Consider the following 20,589-nt stretch of genomic DNA (forward strand, 5'->3'; position numbering starts at 1 on the left):
CTGGTTCTGGATTCGCTTCAGCAAAGCGAGGTTTCAGATTGCCGCTTCCCGGGTTCAGCCCGATGGGAAACCGGCGCGAACTGTCCCCCTAGCCTCAGGGCCCGACGGGCCCGGGAGCTAGTGGCGTTTCATTTTTTCCTTGTGCTTGATGACTTGTCGGTCCAGCTTGTCAATCAGGCTGTCGATAGCCGCGTACATATCCGTATGCTCGGAAGTGGCAAAAACTTCTGCGCCGCTCAGGTGCAGGGTCGCTTCGGCTTTCTGGTTCAGTTTTTCCACATTCAGAATAACGTGGACATTGGTAATGTGGTCGAAGTGTCGCTCCAACTTGGTGAACTTTGAATCTACGTAATCGCGAAGAGAGTCGGTAATTTCAACGTGATGACCAGTAAGGTTGATTTGCATATGCCTCTTCCTTTTGTTGGTGAGTCTTAAAGCAGACTCTTGCGTTGGTTGGACGGTGGAATCGACAAGGATTCCCGGTATTTGGCTATTGTCCGCCGGGCAACCATGATGCCTTGCTCGGCCAACAACTGCGCAATCTTGCTGTCGCTCAGGGGTTTGGCGGGCTTCTCTGCCGCCACCAGCTTCTTGATCAGGGCGCGAATCGCGGTGGAGGAGCATTCACCACCGCTCTCGGTCGCCACATGGCTGGAGAAGAAGTACTTAAGCTCGAAAATCCCACGGGGAGTGTGCATATATTTCTGCGTGGTTACCCGGGAGATAGTGGACTCGTGCATGTCGACCATCTCGGCCACGTCATTGAGCACCATGGGTTTCATGGCCTCCGGGCCGTACTCGAAAAAGCCCTGTTGCTGCTGGACGATGCAGTTGGCCACTTTGAGCAGGGTCTCGTTACGGCTTTCCAGGCTCTTGATAAACCACTTGGCTTCCTGCATGTGCGAGCGGATAAACTGACTGTCGCTGGCATTTCTGGCGTTTCGGCTCATGGCCGCATACTGCTGGTTGATACTGAGTTTGGGCAGGCTGTCCGGATTGAGTTCAACCATCCAGCGGCCATTTTTCTTCGCCACAGACACATCAGGAATCACGTATTCGGCATCGTCCGTGACAATGGCACTGCCGGGTCTGGGATTAAGGGTCTGCAGCAGCCGCAGAACCTCTCTGAGCTCGTCCTCCTTGAGCCTGGCTTTGCGCATCAGGGTGCGGTAGTCCTTGCTGGCAAGCAGGTCGCTGTACTCCAGAATCAGCGACTTGGCTTCTTCCAGCCAGGGCGTGTCGGGCGCAAACTGGCGTAATTGCACAAGCAGGCATTCCTGCACTGAACGGGAGCCGACGCCCACCGGATCGAACATCTGAATACGCTTGAGTACGCATTCCACTTCATCCAGTTCCACTTCCTCGTTCTCAATGTCCAGGCTTTGCAGCACTTCTTCGGTACTGATGGTCAGATAACCTGCGTCGTCAATTGAGTCGATAATGGCCACGGCAATGGCGACATCGGTTTCGCTGAAGTGAGTCAGGCGCATCTGCCAAAGCAAATGATCCTGAATACTGTCTGAGGTTTCGCCCTGGTAGAGACTGTCATCGTCGGCGCTGACGGGGGCGCTGCCCGTGCCGGATGAGGCGCTGTAATACTCGTCCCAGGTGGTGTCCATGGGCAGGTCCTCAGGCAGTTCCTGTTTTTCCAGCGCATCGCTGGTTTCCAGGCTGTCACTGTCCTGACTGGCGGCACTCTCGCTGTCGCTATTTTGCTGTTGATCCTGGTCATCAGGGCTATTGTCCTGCCCATCTTCCGCTTCGAGCAGGGGATTGGACTCCAGCGCTTCCTGAATTTCCTGTTGCAGATCCAGCGTCGACAGTTGCAATAGCCTGATGGCCTGCTGCAACTGGGGCGTCATGGTGAGTTGTTGACTGAATTTTAACTGTAAAGCGGGCTTCATCTACTTCTTATTAAGTTCCAATGGCCTTCATTGCTTTGTTCTATGGGCGCTCATCCCAGAGTACAAGTGCTCCTTTTGACTATGACCTAACTATAGCTTGAATTGCTCCCCCAGGTATACATCTCTGACTTGCTTGTCGTTCAACACCTGTTCGGCTGTACCCTGGGCGATGAGTTCCCCGTGGCTGACGATATAAGCCTTTTCGCAGACATCCAGGGTTTCCCGTACATTGTGGTCGGTAATCAGCACCCCGATGCCCCTGTCTTTGAGGTGGTGAATGATCTTTTTGATGTCGCTGACACTGATGGGGTCCACGCCGGCAAAGGGTTCATCCAGCAGGATAAACCTGGGGTTGGCGGACAGGGCTCTGGCGATTTCCACCCGGCGGCGTTCACCCCCGGACAGGCTCATACCCAGGCTTGAGCGGATATGATTGATATTAAATTCGTCCAGCAGGGCGTCCGCTTCCTGTTCTCGCTGATCCTGAGTCAGATCCTTACGGGTCTCCAGAATGGCCATCAGGTTCTGATAGACCGTCAGTTTACGGAAGATGGACGATTCCTGCGGCAGGTAACCTATGCCACGTCTGGCTCGCACATGCATGGGTTCGAGGCTGAGCTCGTCCTCATCGATGAAGATTTGCCCCTTGTCCATGGGTACCAGACCGACAATCATATAAAAAGAAGTGGTCTTGCCGGCCCCGTTTGGACCAAGCAATCCGACTATCTGACCGGTGGACACCTCCAGGCTCACATCCCGTACTACCTGGCGGTGCTTGTATGACTTGGCCAGATGGATGGCTTTCAGGGTCGGCATCAGGGTTTTTTCTCCTGCTTCTTGTCTTCGCTGGGGCCTTTCTTTGGCTCTGGCTGGAAGATGGTGACCACCCGGCCCTCCCCGTCGTCTGATCCCTGGGCGATCAACTGTTCCTTTTCCATGTTAAACAGGATGGACTCGCCACTGACCTTGCTGTTGTTCTGTTGCAACTGGGCGTCCCCGCTCAGGGTCAGGGTGCGCTCATTGACCCGGTACTCTATATGATTGGCTTCGGCGCGAATGCGACTGCCGTCTTCCATGGTTTGTTCGTAACTGGCCGGCTGGCCCATGGCGATAAACACTTCCCTGCCTTCCCCCTGGCCGGCATCCACCTGCAATTCATCGGCATTAATACTCATGCTTCCCTGACTGATACGCACGTTTTCCCGGAAGATAGACAATTTGTTGATGCCATCGGCAGACTGGTATTTGGAAGCGATCTTGATGGGCTGCTCGAAGTCCTTGTTGATGGCTACTGCACTGGTGCTCAGCAGCAGTCCCGCCAATAACGTCGCCGGATTAAATATTCTTGCCATAGAGTGTCTCAACATGGTCCAGTAAGGTGAATTGCTTAGTGGTCAGATCCACCGAAAATCCATTGCCGCGGATGACGTAGTTATTGCCCAGGATAGTCACGGGCTGGTCCGAGGTCATGGTCTTGTTGTTCAGGTCGATCTCGATAAAACTGGTTTCAATGGTCTGTACCAGACCTTCGGCATTCAGACTCTTGATCTGAACATTGGTTTCCAATTGTATGCGGTTGTCTTCATACAAAGTCCCCTCTGCCGCTGTCACATCCCAGGGTGGCTCGTCTTCACGCACGAAAATACGATACTGTGGCTGCTGGAACAGGGTGAAGCCCAGCATGTCGTAATGTTCCATGCTGCTGGCGCGGATACGGTGGGAGAGAATGCCCTGTTCATTGTACAGACTGGTTTGCATGTTGGTAGCCTGGTAATTAGGTTGCCAGACTTCTTCTCCCTGTTTTTCCGGCAGAGGAGCTTCAGGGGTTGTCCACCATTGATAGTTGGTGGCCAGAATCAACAGGAACAGGATAGCTATGCTGATACGGATCCTGTTCATACGCTGCTGCCGTGCACGGCCTCCAGTAGATGATGGGCATGCAATATCTGGTCACACACCTCCCTGACGGCGCCGAAGCCTCCAGGACACTGGGTGATATAGTCAGCCTTCTGCTGCATATAAGGATGGCCGTCCGGGACACAAATCTTCAGGGCTGCCAATTCAAACATGCCCTTATCAGGCATATCATCACCCATGGCTGCGACCTGGTGGCTGGCCAGATTCAGTTCGTCCATCAGGCACTGCATTGCGTCGCGCTTGTGTTCGGTCCCCTGCACGATATGGGTCAGGCCCAGTGCGCGCATGCGATCCTCGACGATGCGGGACTTTCGGCCTGTAATAACAGCCACCTGGATATGATTCTTCAACAGGGCTTTGACACCGTAGCCGTCGCGGGTATGAAAGGCTTTGTATTCCTCTCCCCCATTGCCCAGATAAATGCGGCCGTCGGAGAATATACCGTCCACATCACAAACCAGCAGTCTTATCTGCTTGAACATCTGAAACAAGGCCGGGGTCAACTGCCCGTATAGGGTCTGTATTGAGTTCATTTTATCTACACCTGATACCGTCAGACCTGATGTTGGAACAAAGTTGTCTGATAGGCAATAAAACTGGTAAGCAGCAATCCCCCCTGCCATCTTTCCAGCCGTTGTCTGCCGCGGATAGCAAAACTGAACAGAATGAGCAGTAAGGTCATCGCCAGCATGACAGGCATGTCACGGTAAGTCGCCTGGGGGTCTATTGCACCGGGGGCCAGCAATCCTGGCATGGAAAGCACGGCCAGGATGTTGAATATGTTCGAGCCCAGAATATTGCCCAGTGCCAGGTCGTCCTCCCCTTTCATTACCCCGGCAATACAGGCGGCCAGTTCGGGCAGACTGGTTCCCACCGCGATAATGGTCAGTCCGATGACCAGATCACTGACACCAAAGTATCGGGCCAGAGAGGTTGCCGATTCCACCATGAAGTGAGCGCTTAAAGGCAACAACACCAGGCCCAGTAACAGCCAGAACACAGCCGACGGGGTAGGCAGCCCCTGTGGAATTTCTCCGGTCATTTCCCTGACCAGCGGATCCTTTGCGTCCATGCGCAGTGATAACCACACCAGGGCGCCAATACTGAAAAAGAACAGTACCAACAGCGCCCCCCCTTCATACCGGCTTAAGCTGAGGTCGGCCAGCAACCAGGCGGCAAGCAAAGACACCAGCATTACCACCGGCATTTCCCGCTTCAGCGTAACTGAGGACACCACCAGGGGGCGAAGCAGAGCCGTGAGCCCCAGCACCAGTCCAATGTTAGCGATATTGGAGCCGATAGCATTCCCGATAGCCGTATCGGCGCTGCCGGCTAACGATGCGTTGAAAGCCACCATGATCTCAGGGGCAGAGGAACCCATGGCGACAATGGTCATTCCTATGACTAAAGGAGCGATACCCAGATTGCGGGCCAGCGCCGAGGCACCCAGAATGAATCTGTCAGCGCTCCAACTCAGTATCGCCAACCCGGCGATGAAAATGAAAATCTCTGTCAGCAAAAGGGTACCATCGGACGACAGTTGGATTGGTTTGCCCGGATTGTCGCAAAAACCGTGGCGTTTGCCTACGTATCCGGAGACAAGATGACCGTCTGAACGATTGAAAAAGTAAACACAGTCGTTTACTATTTGCCTGCGGTGTCCTGCAGGAAAGCGTTATCCCACTCATTGGGTCTTGTGTCGGGCAAGACAAAATCCTGTCAAGCGAACAATTGTCGAACATTTAGAACACAACTTATTACTTTTTTACTTTGTTACTCCGGGGCGATTCATCAGATAATAGGCGTCATCCGGGCTTTGGCTTGAAAAATCCGCTACAGCCCCAATTTCCCCGCCTTCGGGATTCGAGTGGCAAAATGCGCATTAACAAATGGATGGTTGAATGGAAGATCTGGTCAGTATCCACAATATGACGTTCTCCCGCGGCGAGCGGAAGATATATGAGGATATTTCCCTGCGCATTCCCAAAGGCAAGACCACGGCCATTATGGGGCCCAGTGGTATCGGCAAAACGACTTTACTGCGGCTTATCGGTGGCCAGCTCAGGCCGGACGAAGGGGATATCAGGTTCAAAGGGGAGTCCATTCCCGGTATGACACGTAAGCGTCTGTTCGAAGTGCGCCGGGAAATGAGCATGTTGTTTCAAAGCGGTGCGCTGTTTACCGAAATGACCGTGTTTGACAATGTGGCATTTCCCATTCGTGAGCACACGACTCTCTCTGAAGAGTTGATCCGTATTCTGGTGTTGATGAAATTGCAGGCGGTTGGCCTGCGCGGGGCCGCACAAATGATGCCCAGCGAACTGTCCGGCGGGATGGCGCGGCGGGCAGCGCTGGCCAGGGCCATTGCCCTGGATCCGGAACTTATCATGTATGACGAACCTTTTGCCGGTCAGGATCCCATCTCCATGGGGGTGGTGGTGAAGCTGATTAAAGAGCTTAATGATGCCCTGAATCTGACCAGCATAGTGGTGAGTCATGATGTGGGTGAGGTGTTGTCTATCGCCGACTATGTGTATGTTCTGGCAGACAAGCGCGTGGTGGGGGAAGGGACCCCTGAGCAGATCAAGGAGCATGAGTCAGAACTGGTCCAGCAGTTTTTACAGGGCAAGGCGGATGGACCTGTCCGTTTTCACTACCCGAGCAGAAGCATGCAAGAACAGTTACTGGAGGCAAACTGATGGAATGGTTTGCAGGTATTGGCCGCTCCACCATGGGAATGGCCGCTGGACTGGGCAGGGCAGCCTATCTGTTGTTTGGCTCCTTGGTGGCCCGGCCCCAACCGTTGAAGAATTTTCCCCTGACCATCCGGCAGATCTACGTGGTGGGGGTGCAGTCGCTTCTTATCATCATCGTTTCAGGTGCTTTTATCGGCATGGTTCTGGCTTTGCAGGCCTACACGGTGTTGGTGGATTACGGCGCTGAGCAGAGCCTGGGTCCCATGGTCGCCCTGTCTTTGCTTCGGGAGCTTGGCCCGGTGGTGACAGCTCTGCTGTTTGCCGGTCGGGCTGGCTCAGCTCTGACGGCGGAAATCGGCCTGATGAAGGCCACTGAACAGCTCAGCAGTCTGGAGATGATGGCAGTGGATCCGTTGCGTCGGGTCATCGCACCGAGACTCTGGGCAGGTATTATCTCCATGCCCCTGCTGGCGCTGATTTTCAGCACTGTGGGTATTCTTGGCGGCCATGCGGTCGGAGTGGACTGGCTGGGTGTGGATTCCGGCAGTTACTGGTCCGTCATGCAGGCCGCTGTCGATTTTAATGATGATGTAATGAACGGTGTCATCAAGAGTGTGGTGTTTGCGTTTGTGGTGACATGGATTGCCGTGTTCAAGGGCTATGACGCCGTGCCCACGTCGGAGGGCATAGGCCAGGCTACGACCCAGACAGTGGTTTACTCATCGCTGGCGGTACTGGGTCTGGATTTTGTTTTAACTGCATTGATGTTTGGTACCCATTGAGGATAGGTAATGAATTCAAGGAAAATTGAGATTCTGGTCGGATTGTTCGTCGCCTTAGCGGTGGCGGCGCTGTTGATGCTGGCATTGAAGGTGGCCGACAAGGGCTTCAGCGGCAATGGCGAGACCTATGAACTCAAGGCCAAATTTGACAATGTGGGTGGGCTAAAAGAACGCTCGCCGGTGAAGGTTGGCGGTGTGGTGGTTGGCCGGGTTGGCAGCATCAAACTGGATGAAGATGATTTCACCCCTGTGGTGACCCTGGTTATCTCTGAGGAGTATGATCAGTTTCCCACCACCAGTTCAGTGTCGATCCTGACATCCGGTCTGCTGGGCGAGCAATATGTAGGGCTGCAACCCGGATTTTTGCTGGATGAGAACGATATCCTCAAACCCGGTCAGTTTATTGAAGATACCAAGTCCGCACTGGTGCTGGAAGACCTGATTGGCCAGTTCCTGTTCAGCAGGAACAATGATTAAGCCCGGACCGCAAACGAATCAGAGATTGGAGACGGAATATATGAAAGTGAACAGAGTATTTGCATGGCTGGCGGCCATGATGCTGGCGCTGTCGGCCCAGGCAGGCGCAATTGAGCAGACGGAAGATCCTTATGAGTTGCTGTCCGATGTAGCGACCAAAACATTCAACCGGATTAAAGAGCAGCGTGAGCAGATAAATAAAAACCCTGAACTGCTGCGTACCATAGTACAGGAAGAATTGCTGCCTTATGTGGACTACAAATTTGCCGCCCTGAAAGTACTGGGTAAGCACTTCAAGTCCGTGCCAAGGGACAAAATTCCGGAGTTTATTCAGGTTTTTCGTGAGTATCTGATTACCACCTATGCGCTGGCCATGGCCCAGTATGATAATCAGGAAGTCGTGTTCGAACCGGGGCGTGAATATGAAGATGACCGTGCCGTCACGGTCCGCGCCCTGGTCAAGGAGCCCGGGCGTCCGGATATCAAGCTGGCATTCAAGGTACGCAAGAGCAGCAATACCGAGCAATGGAAAGCCTACGACATGGTGGCAGAGGGCATCAGCATGCTGTCAAGCAAGCAGAGTGAACTGGAAGCCATTATCCGTCAGGAAGGTATAGAAGCGGTGATTAAGCTGTTGAAGGAGAAGAATCAACAGCCCATCAGCCTGGAAAAAAATGACAAGGAAACAGCGTGAGCCGGCTGACGCTCAGCGGAGAGAACGGCAAGTTCACTCTTGCCGGAGATCTGACCCGGGACAATGTCCCTTATCTGGAGAAAGAGGAAGCTCAGCTCTGGCAACAGAAAAGCCTGCAACTGGATTTGCAGCAAACAGACAACTCTGACATGACCGGTCTGGCGTGGCTCGTCAAGCTGGCAACAAAGGCCAGGCGTGAAAAGGTGGATCTGAAGCTGATCAGCGTACCGGAAACCATACGTAAATTGGCAAAAATCAGCGACGTGGACGAGCTTTTGCCGCTACAATAGTCAGCCAGATTTAAGCCGGCCAGATGGGACTATGCAAGTAGAAGAAATCGAAACAATACTAAGAGACGCCCTGGACCTCAGTGAACTTTACGTCAAGGGAGAGGGGTCCCACTACCAGGTCATTGCGGTGGGTGAGGTCTTCGCCAATGCCAGCCGGGTCAAAAAACAGCAACTTATCTACGGTCCCTTATCGGCCCAGATTGCCGATGGCACTATTCATGCTCTGACCATCAAGGCTTTTACGCCGACTGAATGGCAGCGTGAACGAAAATTCATTCTGCCGGAGTAACTCATGGATAAGTTGAAGATACAGGGAAATGGTCCTCTGAATGGATCGGTGACCATATCCGGGGCGAAGAACGCCGCCCTGCCCTTGTTGATGGCCAGCCTGCTGACAGACGAGACCAGCCGATTTTACAATGTACCGGCCCTGAGGGATGTCCGCACCACCTTGTCCCTGCTCGAACAACTGGGTGCCCGTACTGAGACAGACGGCGACAAGGTCACTATTAACACCAGCGAAATTACCAACCTCATTGCTCCTTATGAACTGGTTAAGACCATGCGTGCTTCCATTCTGGTGCTGGGCCCCCTGCTGGCGAAATTCGGCCGTGCCCAGGTGTCTCTGCCCGGAGGTTGTGCCATTGGAGCGCGTCCGGTCAACCTGCATCTTGCGGGCCTGGAGCAGATGGGTGCCCATATTGAGGTGGACGGGGGCTACATCACTGCCAAAGTAGAAGGGCGCCTCAAGGGGGCCAATATCTTTATGGATATGGTCAGTGTCGGGGCGACCGAAAACCTGATGATGGCGGCTGTATTGGCGGACGGCACCACCATACTGGAAAATGCCGCCCGCGAACCGGAAATCGTCGATTTGGCCCTTTGCCTCAACGGTATGGGTGCCAAAGTTTCAGGGGCAGGAACCGACAGGATCCAGATCAGCGGCGTTACCGCCCTTAAAGGCTGTGATCACAGCGTATTACCTGACCGTATTGAAACGGGGACCTTCCTGGTTGCCGCTGCTGCAACAGGCGGTCGGATTCGCTGTGAAAAAGCCGCTCCCGAGACCCTGGATGCGGTATTGAGCAAATTGCGCGAAGCAGGCGCCAGGGTGGAGTGCGGCGAGGACTGGATTGAACTGGACATGCAGGGCAAAAAGCCCAGGAGTGTCAACATCAAGACAGCACCCCATCCCGGCTTTCCTACCGATATGCAGGCTCAGTTTGTGGCGCTGAACTCAGTGGCACAGGGAACGGGGGTCGTAACAGAAACCATTTTCGAAAATCGTTTTATGCACGTGCCAGAACTTCAGCGCATGGGCGCCAGAATCGATCTGGAAGCCAACAGTGCGGTTTGCCGTGGTGATAACCAACTGAAAGGCGCACAGGTGATGGCCACCGATCTCCGTGCTTCCGCCAGTCTGGTGATAGCCGGCCTGGTGGCAAAGGGCGATACCATAGTGGATCGCATCTATCATCTGGATCGTGGCTACGAAAAGATTGAAGTCAAGTTAAGGGGCCTGGGTGCCAAGATCGAAAGGATTAAATAGTTAAGCAGGGAGTGAGGGAGCCATTTCTCTCACTCCTTAGTTTTAATCAGCTACTGGCCAATTCGGTGATTCGCACCGCCACCTGCAACTTCTGATTGTCTCTGACCAATTCAAAGCTCAGTTCCTCTCCGGGTTGGGTTTCGGCTACCAGATCCAGTGTTTTGAAGGCGCTTTCTATGGGTTTGCCTTCGATTTTAAGGATCACATCATTGACCCTGATGCCGGCTTGAGCGGCGGGCCCCAGGGGATCAACCCCGGTCACCAGAATACCGGGCTGGTCGATTATTTCGTTGCCGCTGATCCCCAGATAGCCGCGAATCACCCTGCCATGGGCAATAATGTCGTCCATGACCCGTTTGGCCAGAGCATAAGGCACAGCAAAAAAGATTCCGGCTACGTCCTTGATCCGCCGCTGGCTGTCCAGGGTCTTGAAATTGGCATTGTTGATACCGATCAGGGTGCCGTTGCTGTCCACCAGTGCGCCACCTGAATTCCCCTCATTCAATACCGCGTCCATCTGGATAAAATCCGCATAGTTGGCACTGCTGACATAATTGCTGAGGCCTGCCCGGCCAGTGGCACTGACGATACCCTGTGTGATGGTTTGGCCAAGGTTGTACGGATTGCCGATGGCCAACACCAGATCGCCCACCCGGGTGTCAGGATCCTCGCTCTGGGGCATCACGGGCAGGTTTTCGTCGCTGACTTTCAACACAGCAAGATCCGTGTAAGGATCCTGGCCCACCAGTTGCGCCTCCATGACCCGACCGTCTTGCAGGATCACACTGATGCGCTCGGCATTCTGGATAACGTGATAGCAAGTAAGAATATGTCCACTGCGTGTCATGATTACCCCTGAACCCAGGCTGGTCCGTTCCACAGGCTGGCGACGATAAAGCAGGGGACGGGTGTCATAACTGGTGCTGTAGATGTTCACCACTGCCGGCGCAGCGCGATTGATGGCCGCACTAAAGCTCATCGGGGCGGAGAGTCTGGGAGTCTGGTTAAACCAGCTCAGGGACAATGGCTGGTTATTGCGCAAATCGGGGATCAGAACCAACAGGACGGATGCCACCACCACCCCTAATATTACTGATTTAACAAGGAAAAATAGCCAACTTCTTGTGTTCACTGGTGACGACTTGGGTTCCGGGAAAATTGCTCAGAGAATAGCATCCTAACAGTGGATATGACAGCTCAGGATAAAAACAGGGTAACAATACTGCCGGGGAGAGAAAAGCCCGTACGCAGAAGGCGCACGGGCTTAGAGGGGAGGGCGATCAGCCGGCTCAGCGGATCACCAGATAGAGTGAGCTCTGACCCCGCTTAACATTCAGCGCAATGACGCCTTCATTCTCGCTCAGGTAACTCCGTAACTCGGCGACATTGCTGATACGCTGACGGTTGATGCCCACGATCACATCGCCATCCTGCAGGCCCAGTCTGGCTGCAGGTGAGCGGGGCTGCACTTCTGACACCAGTACGCCGGGCATGCCGTCCTGGGTTTTGCCATCAGAGAAGTTGGCGCCTTCCAGGTAGGGGTTCATCTGACTGGCGGTGACCGTCTCTGCAACATAGTCGTCCAGGGTGACTTTCACGGTTTTACGACTGCCTTCGCGAATCAGACCGAGGGAAACCTCTGTACCGGCTCCCAGAGTACCTACTTTGGCACGCAATTCGGTAAAGCTGTGAATGTCCTTACCGTCGATGGATACAATGATATCACCCGGCTGGATGCCACCTTTCTCTGCCGCTGAGCCGGCATTGACTTCCCGGACAAATGCACCCTGGTTGACATCCAGTCCCATGGCTCTGGCCAGCTCTGAGTCCAGGTCTCCGCCCAGGATGCCCAGCAAACCGCGACGGATTTCGCCAAACTCTATCAACTGGTTGGTCAGGTTTTTCATCATATTGGCGGGAATGGCAAAACCTATACCGACGTTGCCACCGTTGGGGCCGTAGATTGCGGTATTGATGCCTACCAGCTCACCCTTGAGATTGACCAGGGCTCCGCCTGAGTTACCCCTGTTGATGGCTGCATCGGTCTGGATAAAGTCTTCATAGCCCCCGTTGCCGACAATGTTCAGATCACTGCGTCCCATGGCACTGACGATGCCTGAGGTGACGGTCTGGGTCAGACCAAAAGGGTTACCGATGGCCACCACATAATCACCCACTCGCAGCTTGTCCGAATCGGCCAACTTAACCGCGGTCAGATTGGTCGGTTCGACCTGTAACAGGGCTATATCGCTTTGCTCGTCCGAGCCGATTTTCTTGGCTTCCAGCTCGCGGCCATCCACCAGTTTGATTGTAATCTTGTCGGCCTGGTCCACCACGTGGTTATTGGTGACCACATAGCCCCGCTCGGCATCGATCACCACCCCTGAACCCAGACCCCGGAAGGGCCGTTCCTGTACCTGTTCGTCTGGCATGTTGGGGCCGAAGAAGAAGCGAAACATCTCCGGTACCCGCTGGCGGGAAACCTGTGTGCCGGCGACAGAAATACTGACCACCGCAGGGGTCACTTCCTCAAGCATAGGGGCCAGAGAGGGCACTTCTTCGTCTTTACCGAAAAAGGGCAGGCCGGCATTGGCCGTCGAAACGGCCCCGGTCACGGCAAGTAAACTAATGACTAAAAAACGTCCAAAGGTAATTTTCATCGATTACTCCGTTTCTGAATCAAGGGACAAAAGTACTCAACAGACTCGGGGGGTGGGAATAAAGTTCAATGCAATCGCTTAGAGGATCAACAATTCACGACTAATCACCGGAGGCTGCATCCTTGCCGCGCTGGCCGGTAAACAAACCGGTGCCGGTGTTGGCATAGTCGCGTGGCTGGTAATCTGTGGTCTGTTTTACCGGGCTGGTCTTCTTGGCCTGGTTGCGCAGGTAGGCCGCCGTATGTTCACCAAAATAGCTCAACTGTGGCGCATCCTCGTCAGTCTGTTGTGGTTCAAGTAAGGACTCATAGTGCTCCAGCTGGGTTTTTAATAAGGCACTTTGTTGTTCTATGCCGGCCAGGATCTGTCTGCACTCTTCGACATGTATCGCGCCCTGCTCGGCCAGCATGCGCTTAAGATCCTGTTCTATATTGATACCGGAGGTGGAATCACTCTTCTGACCTAAGCCGAACCGGGCGACAAAAAAGCCTATGACAGCGCCGCACAGCAATAACAACAATCCAATAATCCAGTCCATAGAGCCCTCATATACGATCAAATTACGCCTGAAACTCGTATCAGGCCTTTACTTAATAATACCCGCTACGCAAACTATGCGGCCAGTTTATTTTTATTCAAGCAGACAAACGCTTTCGTCGTCAGCAAAAGGCGGCGAAGGCAAACAGGAGAGGTTGACTTTGCTTTCGATGACGCCCTGGCAGAAATACCAGCAGGACTTGCGGGATCCGGATTTTCTCCATGATAAGGCGCAGGAGAACGCGGTCACCCATTTGCAGGATCTCTATGACGCTTTGCTTCATCAGTCAGTCAGACAAGGTTGGCAGGCAAAAATAACAGGGCTGTTCAGGAAATCCGCCAGTGAGCCCATCACAGGTTTGTATTTCTGGGGTGGTGTGGGTCGGGGTAAAACCTACCTGGTCGATACCTTCTATGAATGCCTGCCGTTCGAACAGAAGATGCGTATTCATTTTCACCGCTTTATGCACAGGGTGCATCAGGAATTGAAGACGCTCGCCGGGCAGCAGGACCCACTGAAAATCGTGGCAAAGCGGTTTGCCAGGGAAGCGAAGGTCGTCTGTTTCGACGAGTTCTTCGTCTCTGATATTACCGACGCCATGATCCTCGGTACCCTGATGCAGGAGTTGTTCAGCCATGGTATTGTGCTGGTGGCAACGTCCAATATTGTCCCGGACGACTTGTATCGTAACGGACTGCAAAGAGCCCGCTTTATGCCGGCCATTGAACTGATCAAGAAGCACACTAAGGTGGTCAATGTCGACAGCGGCACCGATTATCGGCTGCGCACCCTTGAACAGGCCGAGATCTACCATTACCCGCTGGACGAGACCGCTACTGCCAACCTGTATCGTTATTTCCGGCAACTGGCGCCTGAAGAAGGGTGCGAAAACCAGACCATCGAGATAGAAGGCAGAAAAATTCAGACCCTGCGGGAAGCTGACGGGGTGGTAATGCTGGAATTCCGGGCGCTTTGCGACGGACCCCGCAGCCAAACCGACTACATGGAAATCAGCCGTTGCTACCAGTCTGTTCTGGTGGCCAATGTTGAGCAGATGGGGCAGCAGAGTGATGACATTGCCCGGCGTTTTATTGCCATGGTGGATGAGTTCTACGAACGGAATGTGAAACTCATTATCTCTGCCGCTGTGCCCTTGGAACAGCTCTATACGGAAGGACGACTGAATTTCGAGTTCAAACGTTGTCTGAGCAGGCTGAAGGAAATGCAGTCTCACGATTATCTTGCGCTGGAGCATTTGCCTTGATGGTTTGGTAAAGCAATCAGACGTCATCCTGAATTTATTTCAGGACCTCCAAACGAAAGAGATGCTGAGACGAACTCAGCATGACGGTTGTCTCAGTATTTTGTCCAAAATTTATCCTCGCCTTTTCTTCAGCCTTCTGTATAATGCGCGCCCTGCCCAGTTACAACTGCCGCCTTGGGAAGGCGGGACAACCGGCTTGCTCGAAGGGGCAAATCCACCGGTTAAGAAGCTCACTGGCAGCCTGCCTGCTGGTCAGAGCAAGTAACTAACTGATTTTTGGGTAAGTCAAAATGAAAACTTTTGTTGCAAAGCCAGAGACGGTAAAACGTGACTGGTTCGTGGTTGACGCCACAGACAAGACTCTTGGACGTCTGGCGACTGAAATTGCCCGCCGTCTGCGCGGTAAGCACAAGCCTGAGTACACACCACACGTGGACACAGGTGACTACATTGTGGTTATCAATGCTGAGAAAGTACGTGTAACGGGTAACAAAACCCAGGACAAGATGTACTACTCCTATTCGGGCTACGTAGGTGGACTGAAGGAAACCACTTTCGAAAAGCTGCAGGCCCACAAGCCTGAGCTGATCATCGAAAGAGCGGTTAAAGGTATGTTGCCAAAAGGTCCTCTGGGCCGTGCGATGTTCCGCAAAATGAAGGTCTACGCTGGTTCTGAGCATGTACATGCCGCTCAGCAGCCACAGGTTCTGGATATTTAAGGAGCATTGAGTTATGGCAGATAATCAATATTACGGTACTGGCCGTCGCAAAAGCTCCACTGCTCGCGTATTCATTCGTCCAGGCAGTGGTAACATCACCATCAACCAGCGTACTATCGAGGAATTCTTCGGTCGTGAAACGGCGCGCATGGTTGTACGTCAGCCTCTGGAATTGCTGGAGATGACAGACAAGTTTGACCTCTACATCACTGTTTCCGGTGGTGGTATCAGCGGTCAGGCTGGCGCCATTCGTCACGGTATCACCCGTGCGCTGATGGAGTACGATGAAGCATTGCGTCCGGCACTGCGTAAAGCAGGCTTTGTAACGCGTGATGCCCGTGAAGTTGAACGTAAAAAGGTCGGTTTGCACAAAGCCCGCAGACGTCCTCAGTTCTCCAAGCGTTAATCACACGCCAACTACGACAAAACCCGGCCATGGCCGGGTTTTTCTTTTCTGTACAGGGCCCCATGCTGGCCTGGCCTTTGCCCCTTCGTCCGCAGTACGCGGCACCCCGGCCTTAGAACTAATGCATTGTTTTACCCATCATTTCCTTGTGTTTTGAAGGGGTTTTCTTTTATCATTTCCCGCTAAAATCATAACCCCCAAAAGTTTTCTGTTACATTCGCACGCAAAGAAGACGGATGGGCAGGAAATGCACTAAATCCAACCTTTGGAGAAAAGTGGATGAGTAATGCGCCAGTAGATAACAGTCGGCGCCGCTTCCTGACGATCGCCACTTCAGTAGTGGGCGGCGTCGGTGTAGTGGGTGTCGCTGTGCCATTTATCGCTTCGTGGAACCCCAGTGCCAAAGCCAAGGCTGCCGGAGCTGATGTGGAAGTAGATATCAGCAAAGTGGAGCCAGGCCAGATGTTACGCGTTGAATGGCGTAGTAAGCCGGTTTGGGTGGTCCGTCGTACCCCCGAGACCCTGGAAGCGCTGGCCGGACATGAAGAACAGTTGAAAGATCCCAACTCCGAAGAACCCCAGCAGCCCGAATTTGCCCAGAACCGTTACCGCTCCCTCAAAGAAGAGTATCTGGTGCTGGTGGGTATTTGTACTCATCTGGGGTGTTCTCCCCAACATCTGAAGGACGGAGCTTTCGAAGAGCAGGTTGAAGGGGTGCCTGAGGGTTTCTTCTGTCCCTGCCACGGTTCCAAATTCGATATGGCCGGACGGGTGTTTGAAGGGGTGCCGGCACCCCTTAACCTGGTGGTTCCGCCCTATTACTACATTGACGACAATACCTTACTGATAGGTTCAGCAGAAGGGGCGGCATAACATGTGGAAAAATCTACTCGACTGGATTGAATACCGTATTCCCATGATGCGTGTGGCCAAAATGCACGCCATTGAATATCCCGCACCGAAAAACATGAACTTCTGGTATGTGTTCGGTTTCCTCGCCACCATCGTACTGGTCAATCAGATAGTGACCGGTATCTGGCTGACCATGAGCTTCGAGCCATCTGCAGAGCGGGCCTTCGCTTCCGTAGAATATATCATGCGCGAAGTGGACTATGGCTGGGTGCTGAGGTATATGCACAGTACCGGTGCCTCGGCCTTCTTTATCGTTGTTTATCTGCACATGTTCCGCGGCATGATTTATGGTTCATACCAGAAGCCCCGGGAGCTACTGTGGCTGTTCGGCATGTTTATCTACCTGGCCCTGATGGCTGAAGCCTTTATGGGGTACGTGTTGCCCTGGGGCCAGATGTCCTACTGGGGAGCGCAGGTTATCGTCTCGCTGTTCGGTGCCATCCCTGTGATCGGTGAAGATCTGACAGTATGGATCCAGGGGGACTACGTGATTTCAGGAGCCACCCTGAACCGGTTCTTTGCCCTGCACGTGATTGCCCTGCCGTTGGTTATCGTGATTCTGGTCTTCCTGCATATCGTTGCCCTGCACGAAGTCGGTTCCAATAACCCGGACGGCGTGGAAGTGAAACGTAAGAAGGGTTCCCTGAAGGAAGAGGAAAAGTCCAAGTTCAAGATGCACGAATACTACACCAGTAAGTACGACATCATCGACGATGTCGTACCCTTCTTCCCGCACATAGTGCTTAAGGACCTGGTGGCGTTCTGCGTATTCCTGTTGGCCTTCTGTTACATCCTGTTCTTCAAGCCGGAAATGGGGGGGTATTTCCTCGAAGCGCCAAACTTCGAGATTGCCAACCCGTTGAAGACGCCAGAGCATATCTTCCCGGTTTGGTATTTCACCCCTTTCTACGCCATTTTGAAGGCTGTGCCTGACAAGCTGTTTGGTGTTATCGCTATGTTTGCCGCTATCATCATGCTGGCGCTGCTGCCCTGGGTTGACCGTGGCAAAGTGAAATCCTGGCGCTACAGAAGCGGCATCCATAAGTACAACCTGCTGATGTTCGCCGTGGTGTTTGTCTTCCTCGGCTACCTGGGCGGAACGCCGCAGGAACCCTGGAAAGTAATAGCATCGCAAATCGGTACTTTCCTGTATTTCGCTTTCTTCGGCTTACTGTGGCTTTACAGCAAGAATGAGAAGACCAAGCCCCTGCCAGAGAGGATTGGCTAATGAAAAAACTCGTCGTACTTCTGAGCTTTTTATTGCCGTCACTAGTGATGGCAGCCGGTGGCAGCAAGTTCCCGCTGGACCACGCAGATATTGATCGTACCGACCAGGCGTCATTACAAAGTGGTGCCAAGGTGTTTATGAACTATTGCATGGGTTGCCACCAGACCCAGTATCAGCGTTACCAGCGCACCTTTGAAGATCTGGGTATCCCGCTGGAAATGGGTCAGGCTAACCTGCAGTTTACCGGCGAGAAAGTCGGCGACTATATGAAAAACGCCATGCCCAAGGAATCTGCCGCCAAATGGTTTGGTGCGGCGCCACCGGATTTGACTCTGGTGGCCAGGGTTCGCGGTGCGGACTGGCTGTACACTTACCTGCGGACCTTTTATGTGGATGAGAGCCGCCCCTTCGGTGTGAACAACAAAGTCTTTCCCGACGTGGGCATGCCCCATGTCCTGCAGGAACTGCAGGGCATCCCACGTGAGACCCATGAAGAGCGTATGATCGACGGCGAAATGAAGTCGCAGTATGTGGGCATCAAGTCTGATGGCAGCGGCACCCTGAGTCCGGAAGAATATGACAAGGCGGTACTGGACCTGGTCAACTATCTGGTCTATCTGGGCGAACCGTCCCGATTGCAGGCCGAGAGCATGGGCCGCTGGGTATTGGTGTTCGTGCTGGTATTGTTTGTCTTCGTGTACTTGCTGAAGAAAGAATATTGGCGTGATGTGCACTAATTAGGCACGGGATTTGATATAATCGCAAAAGGGCAGTGTGTTATTTCGCACTGCCCTTTTTTAACTTGTGGTGTCAGGTTATTTTTATTAGTTAACTCAAAGAGTTGGCTAATAAAGTTAGCCTGAGTAGATATTATTTTGGAGGAGTGTGAATGGCCTTAGCCGCGAACAAGCGTTCGATCATGACGTTATTTTCGGATACGCTGGATATATACAGCCATCAGGTGCGTATCGTGTTGGCCGAAAAAGGTGTGGGAGTTGAGATTTGCTACGTGGATCCCAGTAACCTGCCGGAGGATTTGATAGACCTCAACCCTTACGGCACCCTGCCCACCCTGGTGGATCGTGAACTGGTCCTGTACCGTTCTCATATCATCATGGAGTATCTGGACGAACGCTTCCCTCATCCGCCGCTGATGCCTGTTTATCCGGTTTCCCGGGGGCAGAGCCGTCTGATGATGCACCGGATCGAAAACGACTGGTACAGCCTGGCTGAAAAGGTGCTGAAAAAGCAGGGTGATGTGGCCAATGCGCGAAATGAGTTGCGTGAAGCCATCCTCAGCCTGGCCCCATTGTTTGCCGACAATCCTTATTTCATGAGTGAAGAGTTCAGCCTGACTGACTGTTATCTGGCCCCCTTGCTGTGGCGTTTGCCCGCCCTGGGCATTGAGTTGAATGGTGCCGGCGCCAAGGAAGTGAAGGCCTACATGAACCGGATATTCGACCGTCCATCCTTTAAAGCTTCGCTGACCGATCAGGAACGCGAGATCCATAATCCGCTTTGATGGACAGCATGCAGCCCATGACCTCCAATAAGCCTTATCTTCTCAGGGCTTTTTACGAATGGATAGTGGATAACCAGTTGACGCCTCATCTGGTGGTGGATGCAACGCTCGAAGGGACCCGGGTGCCGCAGGAACATGTGAAGGATGGACAGATTGTCCTGAATATTTCACCCAGTGCCTGCGGCAAACTGCAGATGAGTAATCTGGATGTGACTTTCGATGCCAGATTCGGCGGTGTCGCCAGGCAACTGATTGTGCCGATGCCGGCAGTACTGGCTATTTATGCCAGGGAAAATGGCGCCGGTACTATCTTTACGCCGGAAGAGGAAGGGCCGGAAGATTTACCGCCTGAGCCTACCCCGCCTAAAAAAGGCAGGCCGCAACTCAAAGTCATTAAATAAGGCGCTGTACAGCGCCTTATTTTTTTGCCTGCCCAAAAGGGGTATTAGAGGATCTCGAACGCCTTGACCACCCTGGCCACACCGTTCACATTCCTGACGATATCCACCGCCACATTGGCTTCCTGCTCTGTGACCAGGCCCATCAGGAAGACTTCCGAATCCTCAACGATGACTTCTATGTGCAAGCCATCGACACGCTTGTCCGTCACCAGCGCCGTCTTAACCTTGGTGCCTAACCAGACGTCGTTAGCCCGGGTGGAGGGCTGGGTGGGGCTGCCAATCCTAATCTGATTGTGAAGGCGGGTGACATGGGGCACCCCTTCTGCCAGGCGTTGGGCTTCACGCTTAGTATGTTCGTTGGGAGCTTGGCCGACCAATAGTGCCACGCCATTAAAGACATGGGCATTGATATGGGCTTGCAGTTTAATCGTATCATTGCTGGAAAGAGCACTGGTGACCCGCGATTCGACGGTCGTATCATCCAACTGCGTACCCACAGTGCGGCGATCATGGGCGACCTTTGCCGCCCCCACTCCTGCCCCCACCACCAGGGCTGCACAGCCTTGCAACTGACTAAGGGCCAGTGAGACTGTCACCAGCAGGGTTGTATTTCTAACTAATCCTTTCATT

26 protein-coding genes are annotated in these 20,589 nt (G+C 53.3%); 15 read left to right on the forward strand and 11 right to left on the reverse strand.

Annotation, left to right across the window (positions count from 1 at the left end; genetic code table 11):
• Positions 1-117: 117 nt before the first annotated feature.
• From hpf to J0A66_RS02355, 7 genes are all read right to left on the reverse strand, one after another.
• Complete coding sequence (gene hpf, locus J0A66_RS02325; RefSeq protein WP_206572150.1) at positions 118-405, reverse strand: ribosome hibernation promoting factor; 288 nt, start codon at positions 403-405, stop codon at positions 118-120.
• A 26-nt stretch (positions 406-431) separates the two neighbouring features.
• Positions 432-1,904 (reverse strand): RNA polymerase factor sigma-54, encoded by a 1,473-nt coding sequence (locus J0A66_RS02330; RefSeq protein ID WP_206572151.1) that lies wholly within the window; start codon positions 1,902-1,904, stop codon positions 432-434.
• A 90-nt stretch (positions 1,905-1,994) separates the two neighbouring features.
• Positions 1,995-2,720 (reverse strand): LPS export ABC transporter ATP-binding protein, encoded by a 726-nt coding sequence (lptB, locus tag J0A66_RS02335; RefSeq protein WP_206572152.1) that lies wholly within the window; start codon positions 2,718-2,720, stop codon positions 1,995-1,997.
• A complete protein-coding gene (gene lptA / locus J0A66_RS02340; RefSeq protein ID WP_241263949.1) occupies positions 2,720-3,256 on the reverse strand; it encodes a lipopolysaccharide transport periplasmic protein LptA in 537 nt (178 codons plus the stop codon). Before lptA ends, lptB begins: the two co-directional genes overlap by 1 nt.
• A complete protein-coding gene (gene lptC, locus J0A66_RS02345; protein WP_206572154.1) occupies positions 3,240-3,803 on the reverse strand; it encodes an LPS export ABC transporter periplasmic protein LptC in 564 nt (187 codons plus the stop codon). The genes lptA and lptC overlap by 17 nt, the downstream gene beginning before the upstream one ends.
• Positions 3,800-4,354 carry a 3-deoxy-manno-octulosonate-8-phosphatase KdsC gene (gene kdsC, locus J0A66_RS02350; RefSeq protein ID WP_206572155.1) on the reverse strand — a complete coding sequence of 185 codons (555 nt, stop codon included), beginning with the start codon at positions 4,352-4,354 and terminating at the stop codon, positions 3,800-3,802. The genes lptC and kdsC overlap by 4 nt, the downstream gene beginning before the upstream one ends.
• Before the next feature lie 20 nt (positions 4,355-4,374).
• A complete protein-coding gene (locus J0A66_RS02355) occupies positions 4,375-5,340 on the reverse strand; it encodes a calcium/sodium antiporter (RefSeq protein WP_206572156.1) in 966 nt (321 codons plus the stop codon).
• Positions 5,341-5,722: 382 nt separating this feature from the next.
• Here J0A66_RS02355 and mlaF point away from each other — a divergent pair, with 382 nt between their 5' ends.
• Genes mlaF through murA form a run of 7 tightly spaced genes read left to right on the forward strand, consistent with a single transcriptional unit; the run spans position 5,723 to position 10,309 of the window.
• Positions 5,723-6,520: a phospholipid ABC transporter ATP-binding protein MlaF gene (mlaF, locus tag J0A66_RS02360; protein ID WP_206572157.1), complete on the forward strand. Its 798-nt coding sequence runs from the start codon at positions 5,723-5,725 to the stop codon at positions 6,518-6,520.
• Entirely contained in the window at positions 6,520-7,299 is a 780-nt protein-coding gene (gene mlaE, locus J0A66_RS02365) for a lipid asymmetry maintenance ABC transporter permease subunit MlaE (protein WP_206572158.1), read from the forward strand. Before mlaF ends, mlaE begins: the two co-directional genes overlap by 1 nt.
• 9 nt (positions 7,300-7,308) lie before the next feature.
• On the forward strand, positions 7,309-7,776 hold the full coding sequence (gene mlaD / locus J0A66_RS02370; protein ID WP_206572159.1) for an outer membrane lipid asymmetry maintenance protein MlaD: 468 nt from the start codon (positions 7,309-7,311) through the stop codon (positions 7,774-7,776).
• Between the two features lie 40 nt (positions 7,777-7,816).
• A complete protein-coding gene (locus J0A66_RS02375) occupies positions 7,817-8,470 on the forward strand; it encodes an MlaC/ttg2D family ABC transporter substrate-binding protein (protein ID WP_206572160.1) in 654 nt (217 codons plus the stop codon).
• A complete protein-coding gene (locus J0A66_RS02380) occupies positions 8,467-8,760 on the forward strand; it encodes an STAS domain-containing protein (protein ID WP_206572161.1) in 294 nt (97 codons plus the stop codon). The genes J0A66_RS02375 and J0A66_RS02380 overlap by 4 nt, the downstream gene beginning before the upstream one ends.
• A gap of 31 nt (positions 8,761-8,791) precedes the next feature.
• Complete coding sequence (locus J0A66_RS02385) at positions 8,792-9,049, forward strand: BolA family protein (protein ID WP_206572162.1); 258 nt, start codon at positions 8,792-8,794, stop codon at positions 9,047-9,049.
• Positions 9,050-9,052: 3 nt separating this feature from the next.
• Positions 9,053-10,309, forward strand: coding sequence for a UDP-N-acetylglucosamine 1-carboxyvinyltransferase (murA, locus tag J0A66_RS02390; RefSeq protein WP_206572163.1), 1,257 nt, complete (start codon positions 9,053-9,055; stop codon positions 10,307-10,309).
• Between the two features lie 46 nt (positions 10,310-10,355).
• Here murA and J0A66_RS02395 read toward each other — a convergent pair whose 3' ends face one another.
• From J0A66_RS02395 to J0A66_RS02405, 3 genes are all read right to left on the reverse strand, one after another.
• Entirely contained in the window at positions 10,356-11,441 is a 1,086-nt protein-coding gene (locus tag J0A66_RS02395) for a trypsin-like peptidase domain-containing protein (protein WP_206572164.1), read from the reverse strand.
• A gap of 157 nt (positions 11,442-11,598) precedes the next feature.
• Positions 11,599-12,969: a Do family serine endopeptidase gene (locus J0A66_RS02400; RefSeq protein ID WP_206572165.1), complete on the reverse strand. Its 1,371-nt coding sequence runs from the start codon at positions 12,967-12,969 to the stop codon at positions 11,599-11,601.
• A gap of 100 nt (positions 12,970-13,069) precedes the next feature.
• Positions 13,070-13,507: a ZapG family protein gene (locus J0A66_RS02405; RefSeq protein ID WP_206572166.1), complete on the reverse strand. Its 438-nt coding sequence runs from the start codon at positions 13,505-13,507 to the stop codon at positions 13,070-13,072.
• 169 nt (positions 13,508-13,676) lie between these two features.
• Here J0A66_RS02405 and zapE point away from each other — a divergent pair, with 169 nt between their 5' ends.
• From zapE to J0A66_RS02445, 8 genes are all read left to right on the forward strand, one after another.
• A complete protein-coding gene (gene zapE / locus J0A66_RS02410) occupies positions 13,677-14,771 on the forward strand; it encodes a cell division protein ZapE (RefSeq protein WP_277603514.1) in 1,095 nt (364 codons plus the stop codon).
• 290 nt (positions 14,772-15,061) lie between these two features.
• Complete coding sequence (gene rplM, locus J0A66_RS02415) at positions 15,062-15,490, forward strand: 50S ribosomal protein L13 (protein WP_088330007.1); 429 nt, start codon at positions 15,062-15,064, stop codon at positions 15,488-15,490.
• Positions 15,491-15,503: 13 nt separating this feature from the next.
• Complete coding sequence (gene rpsI, locus J0A66_RS02420; RefSeq protein ID WP_206572167.1) at positions 15,504-15,896, forward strand: 30S ribosomal protein S9; 393 nt, start codon at positions 15,504-15,506, stop codon at positions 15,894-15,896.
• Between the two features lie 279 nt (positions 15,897-16,175).
• Complete coding sequence (petA, locus tag J0A66_RS02425; protein WP_206572168.1) at positions 16,176-16,769, forward strand: ubiquinol-cytochrome c reductase iron-sulfur subunit; 594 nt, start codon at positions 16,176-16,178, stop codon at positions 16,767-16,769.
• Between the two features lies 1 nt (position 16,770).
• The gene (locus tag J0A66_RS02430) at positions 16,771-18,036 is read left to right on the forward strand and encodes a cytochrome b (protein ID WP_206572169.1); all 1,266 of its coding nucleotides are present in this window, start codon (positions 16,771-16,773) and stop codon (positions 18,034-18,036) included.
• Complete coding sequence (locus J0A66_RS02435) at positions 18,036-18,773, forward strand: cytochrome c1 (RefSeq protein ID WP_206572170.1); 738 nt, start codon at positions 18,036-18,038, stop codon at positions 18,771-18,773. Before J0A66_RS02430 ends, J0A66_RS02435 begins: the two co-directional genes overlap by 1 nt.
• 152 nt (positions 18,774-18,925) lie before the next feature.
• On the forward strand, positions 18,926-19,558 hold the full coding sequence (gene sspA / locus J0A66_RS02440; protein WP_206572171.1) for a stringent starvation protein SspA: 633 nt from the start codon (positions 18,926-18,928) through the stop codon (positions 19,556-19,558).
• A gap of 8 nt (positions 19,559-19,566) precedes the next feature.
• A complete protein-coding gene (locus J0A66_RS02445; protein ID WP_206572172.1) occupies positions 19,567-19,959 on the forward strand; it encodes a ClpXP protease specificity-enhancing factor in 393 nt (130 codons plus the stop codon).
• Positions 19,960-20,003: 44 nt separating this feature from the next.
• Here the strand turns inward: J0A66_RS02445 and J0A66_RS02450 are convergent, their stop codons facing one another.
• Positions 20,004-20,588, reverse strand: coding sequence for a BON domain-containing protein (locus tag J0A66_RS02450; RefSeq protein WP_206572173.1), 585 nt, complete (start codon positions 20,586-20,588; stop codon positions 20,004-20,006).
• Between the last annotated feature and the right edge of the window lies 1 nt (position 20,589).

The sequence above is a fragment of the Bowmanella dokdonensis genome (assembly GCF_017254865.1).
Lineage (GTDB): Bacteria > Pseudomonadota > Gammaproteobacteria > Enterobacterales > Alteromonadaceae > Bowmanella > Bowmanella dokdonensis.

What these genes read in the sequence shown, in the direction of transcription:
- J0A66_RS02430 (WP_206572169.1), top strand. Translation starts at nt 16,771, where the DNA reads ATGTGGAAAAATCTACTCGACTGGATTGAATACCGTATTCCCATGATG.
- J0A66_RS02435 (WP_206572170.1), top strand. Translation starts at nt 18,036, where the DNA reads ATGAAAAAACTCGTCGTACTTCTGAGCTTTTTATTGCCGTCACTAGTG.
- petA (WP_206572168.1), top strand. Translation starts at nt 16,176, where the DNA reads ATGAGTAATGCGCCAGTAGATAACAGTCGGCGCCGCTTCCTGACGATC.
- kdsC (WP_206572155.1), bottom strand. Translation starts at nt 4,354, where the DNA reads ATGAACTCAATACAGACCCTATACGGGCAGTTGACCCCGGCCTTGTTT.
- murA (WP_206572163.1), top strand. Translation starts at nt 9,053, where the DNA reads ATGGATAAGTTGAAGATACAGGGAAATGGTCCTCTGAATGGATCGGTG.
- mlaD (WP_206572159.1), top strand. Translation starts at nt 7,309, where the DNA reads ATGAATTCAAGGAAAATTGAGATTCTGGTCGGATTGTTCGTCGCCTTA.
- rplM (WP_088330007.1), top strand. Translation starts at nt 15,062, where the DNA reads ATGAAAACTTTTGTTGCAAAGCCAGAGACGGTAAAACGTGACTGGTTC.
- J0A66_RS02330 (WP_206572151.1), bottom strand. Translation starts at nt 1,904, where the DNA reads ATGAAGCCCGCTTTACAGTTAAAATTCAGTCAACAACTCACCATGACG.
- J0A66_RS02405 (WP_206572166.1), bottom strand. Translation starts at nt 13,507, where the DNA reads ATGGACTGGATTATTGGATTGTTGTTATTGCTGTGCGGCGCTGTCATA.
- J0A66_RS02385 (WP_206572162.1), top strand. Translation starts at nt 8,792, where the DNA reads ATGCAAGTAGAAGAAATCGAAACAATACTAAGAGACGCCCTGGACCTC.
- J0A66_RS02445 (WP_206572172.1), top strand. Translation starts at nt 19,567, where the DNA reads ATGCAGCCCATGACCTCCAATAAGCCTTATCTTCTCAGGGCTTTTTAC.
- J0A66_RS02450 (WP_206572173.1), bottom strand. Translation starts at nt 20,588, where the DNA reads ATGAAAGGATTAGTTAGAAATACAACCCTGCTGGTGACAGTCTCACTG.
- lptA (WP_241263949.1), bottom strand. Translation starts at nt 3,256, where the DNA reads ATGGCAAGAATATTTAATCCGGCGACGTTATTGGCGGGACTGCTGCTG.
- hpf (WP_206572150.1), bottom strand. Translation starts at nt 405, where the DNA reads ATGCAAATCAACCTTACTGGTCATCACGTTGAAATTACCGACTCTCTT.
- J0A66_RS02400 (WP_206572165.1), bottom strand. Translation starts at nt 12,969, where the DNA reads ATGAAAATTACCTTTGGACGTTTTTTAGTCATTAGTTTACTTGCCGTG.
- lptB (WP_206572152.1), bottom strand. Translation starts at nt 2,720, where the DNA reads ATGCCGACCCTGAAAGCCATCCATCTGGCCAAGTCATACAAGCACCGC.
- sspA (WP_206572171.1), top strand. Translation starts at nt 18,926, where the DNA reads ATGGCCTTAGCCGCGAACAAGCGTTCGATCATGACGTTATTTTCGGAT.
- mlaF (WP_206572157.1), top strand. Translation starts at nt 5,723, where the DNA reads ATGGAAGATCTGGTCAGTATCCACAATATGACGTTCTCCCGCGGCGAG.
- zapE (WP_277603514.1), top strand. Translation starts at nt 13,677, where the DNA reads ATGACGCCCTGGCAGAAATACCAGCAGGACTTGCGGGATCCGGATTTT.
- J0A66_RS02375 (WP_206572160.1), top strand. Translation starts at nt 7,817, where the DNA reads ATGAAAGTGAACAGAGTATTTGCATGGCTGGCGGCCATGATGCTGGCG.
- lptC (WP_206572154.1), bottom strand. Translation starts at nt 3,803, where the DNA reads ATGAACAGGATCCGTATCAGCATAGCTATCCTGTTCCTGTTGATTCTG.
- mlaE (WP_206572158.1), top strand. Translation starts at nt 6,520, where the DNA reads ATGGAATGGTTTGCAGGTATTGGCCGCTCCACCATGGGAATGGCCGCT.
- rpsI (WP_206572167.1), top strand. Translation starts at nt 15,504, where the DNA reads ATGGCAGATAATCAATATTACGGTACTGGCCGTCGCAAAAGCTCCACT.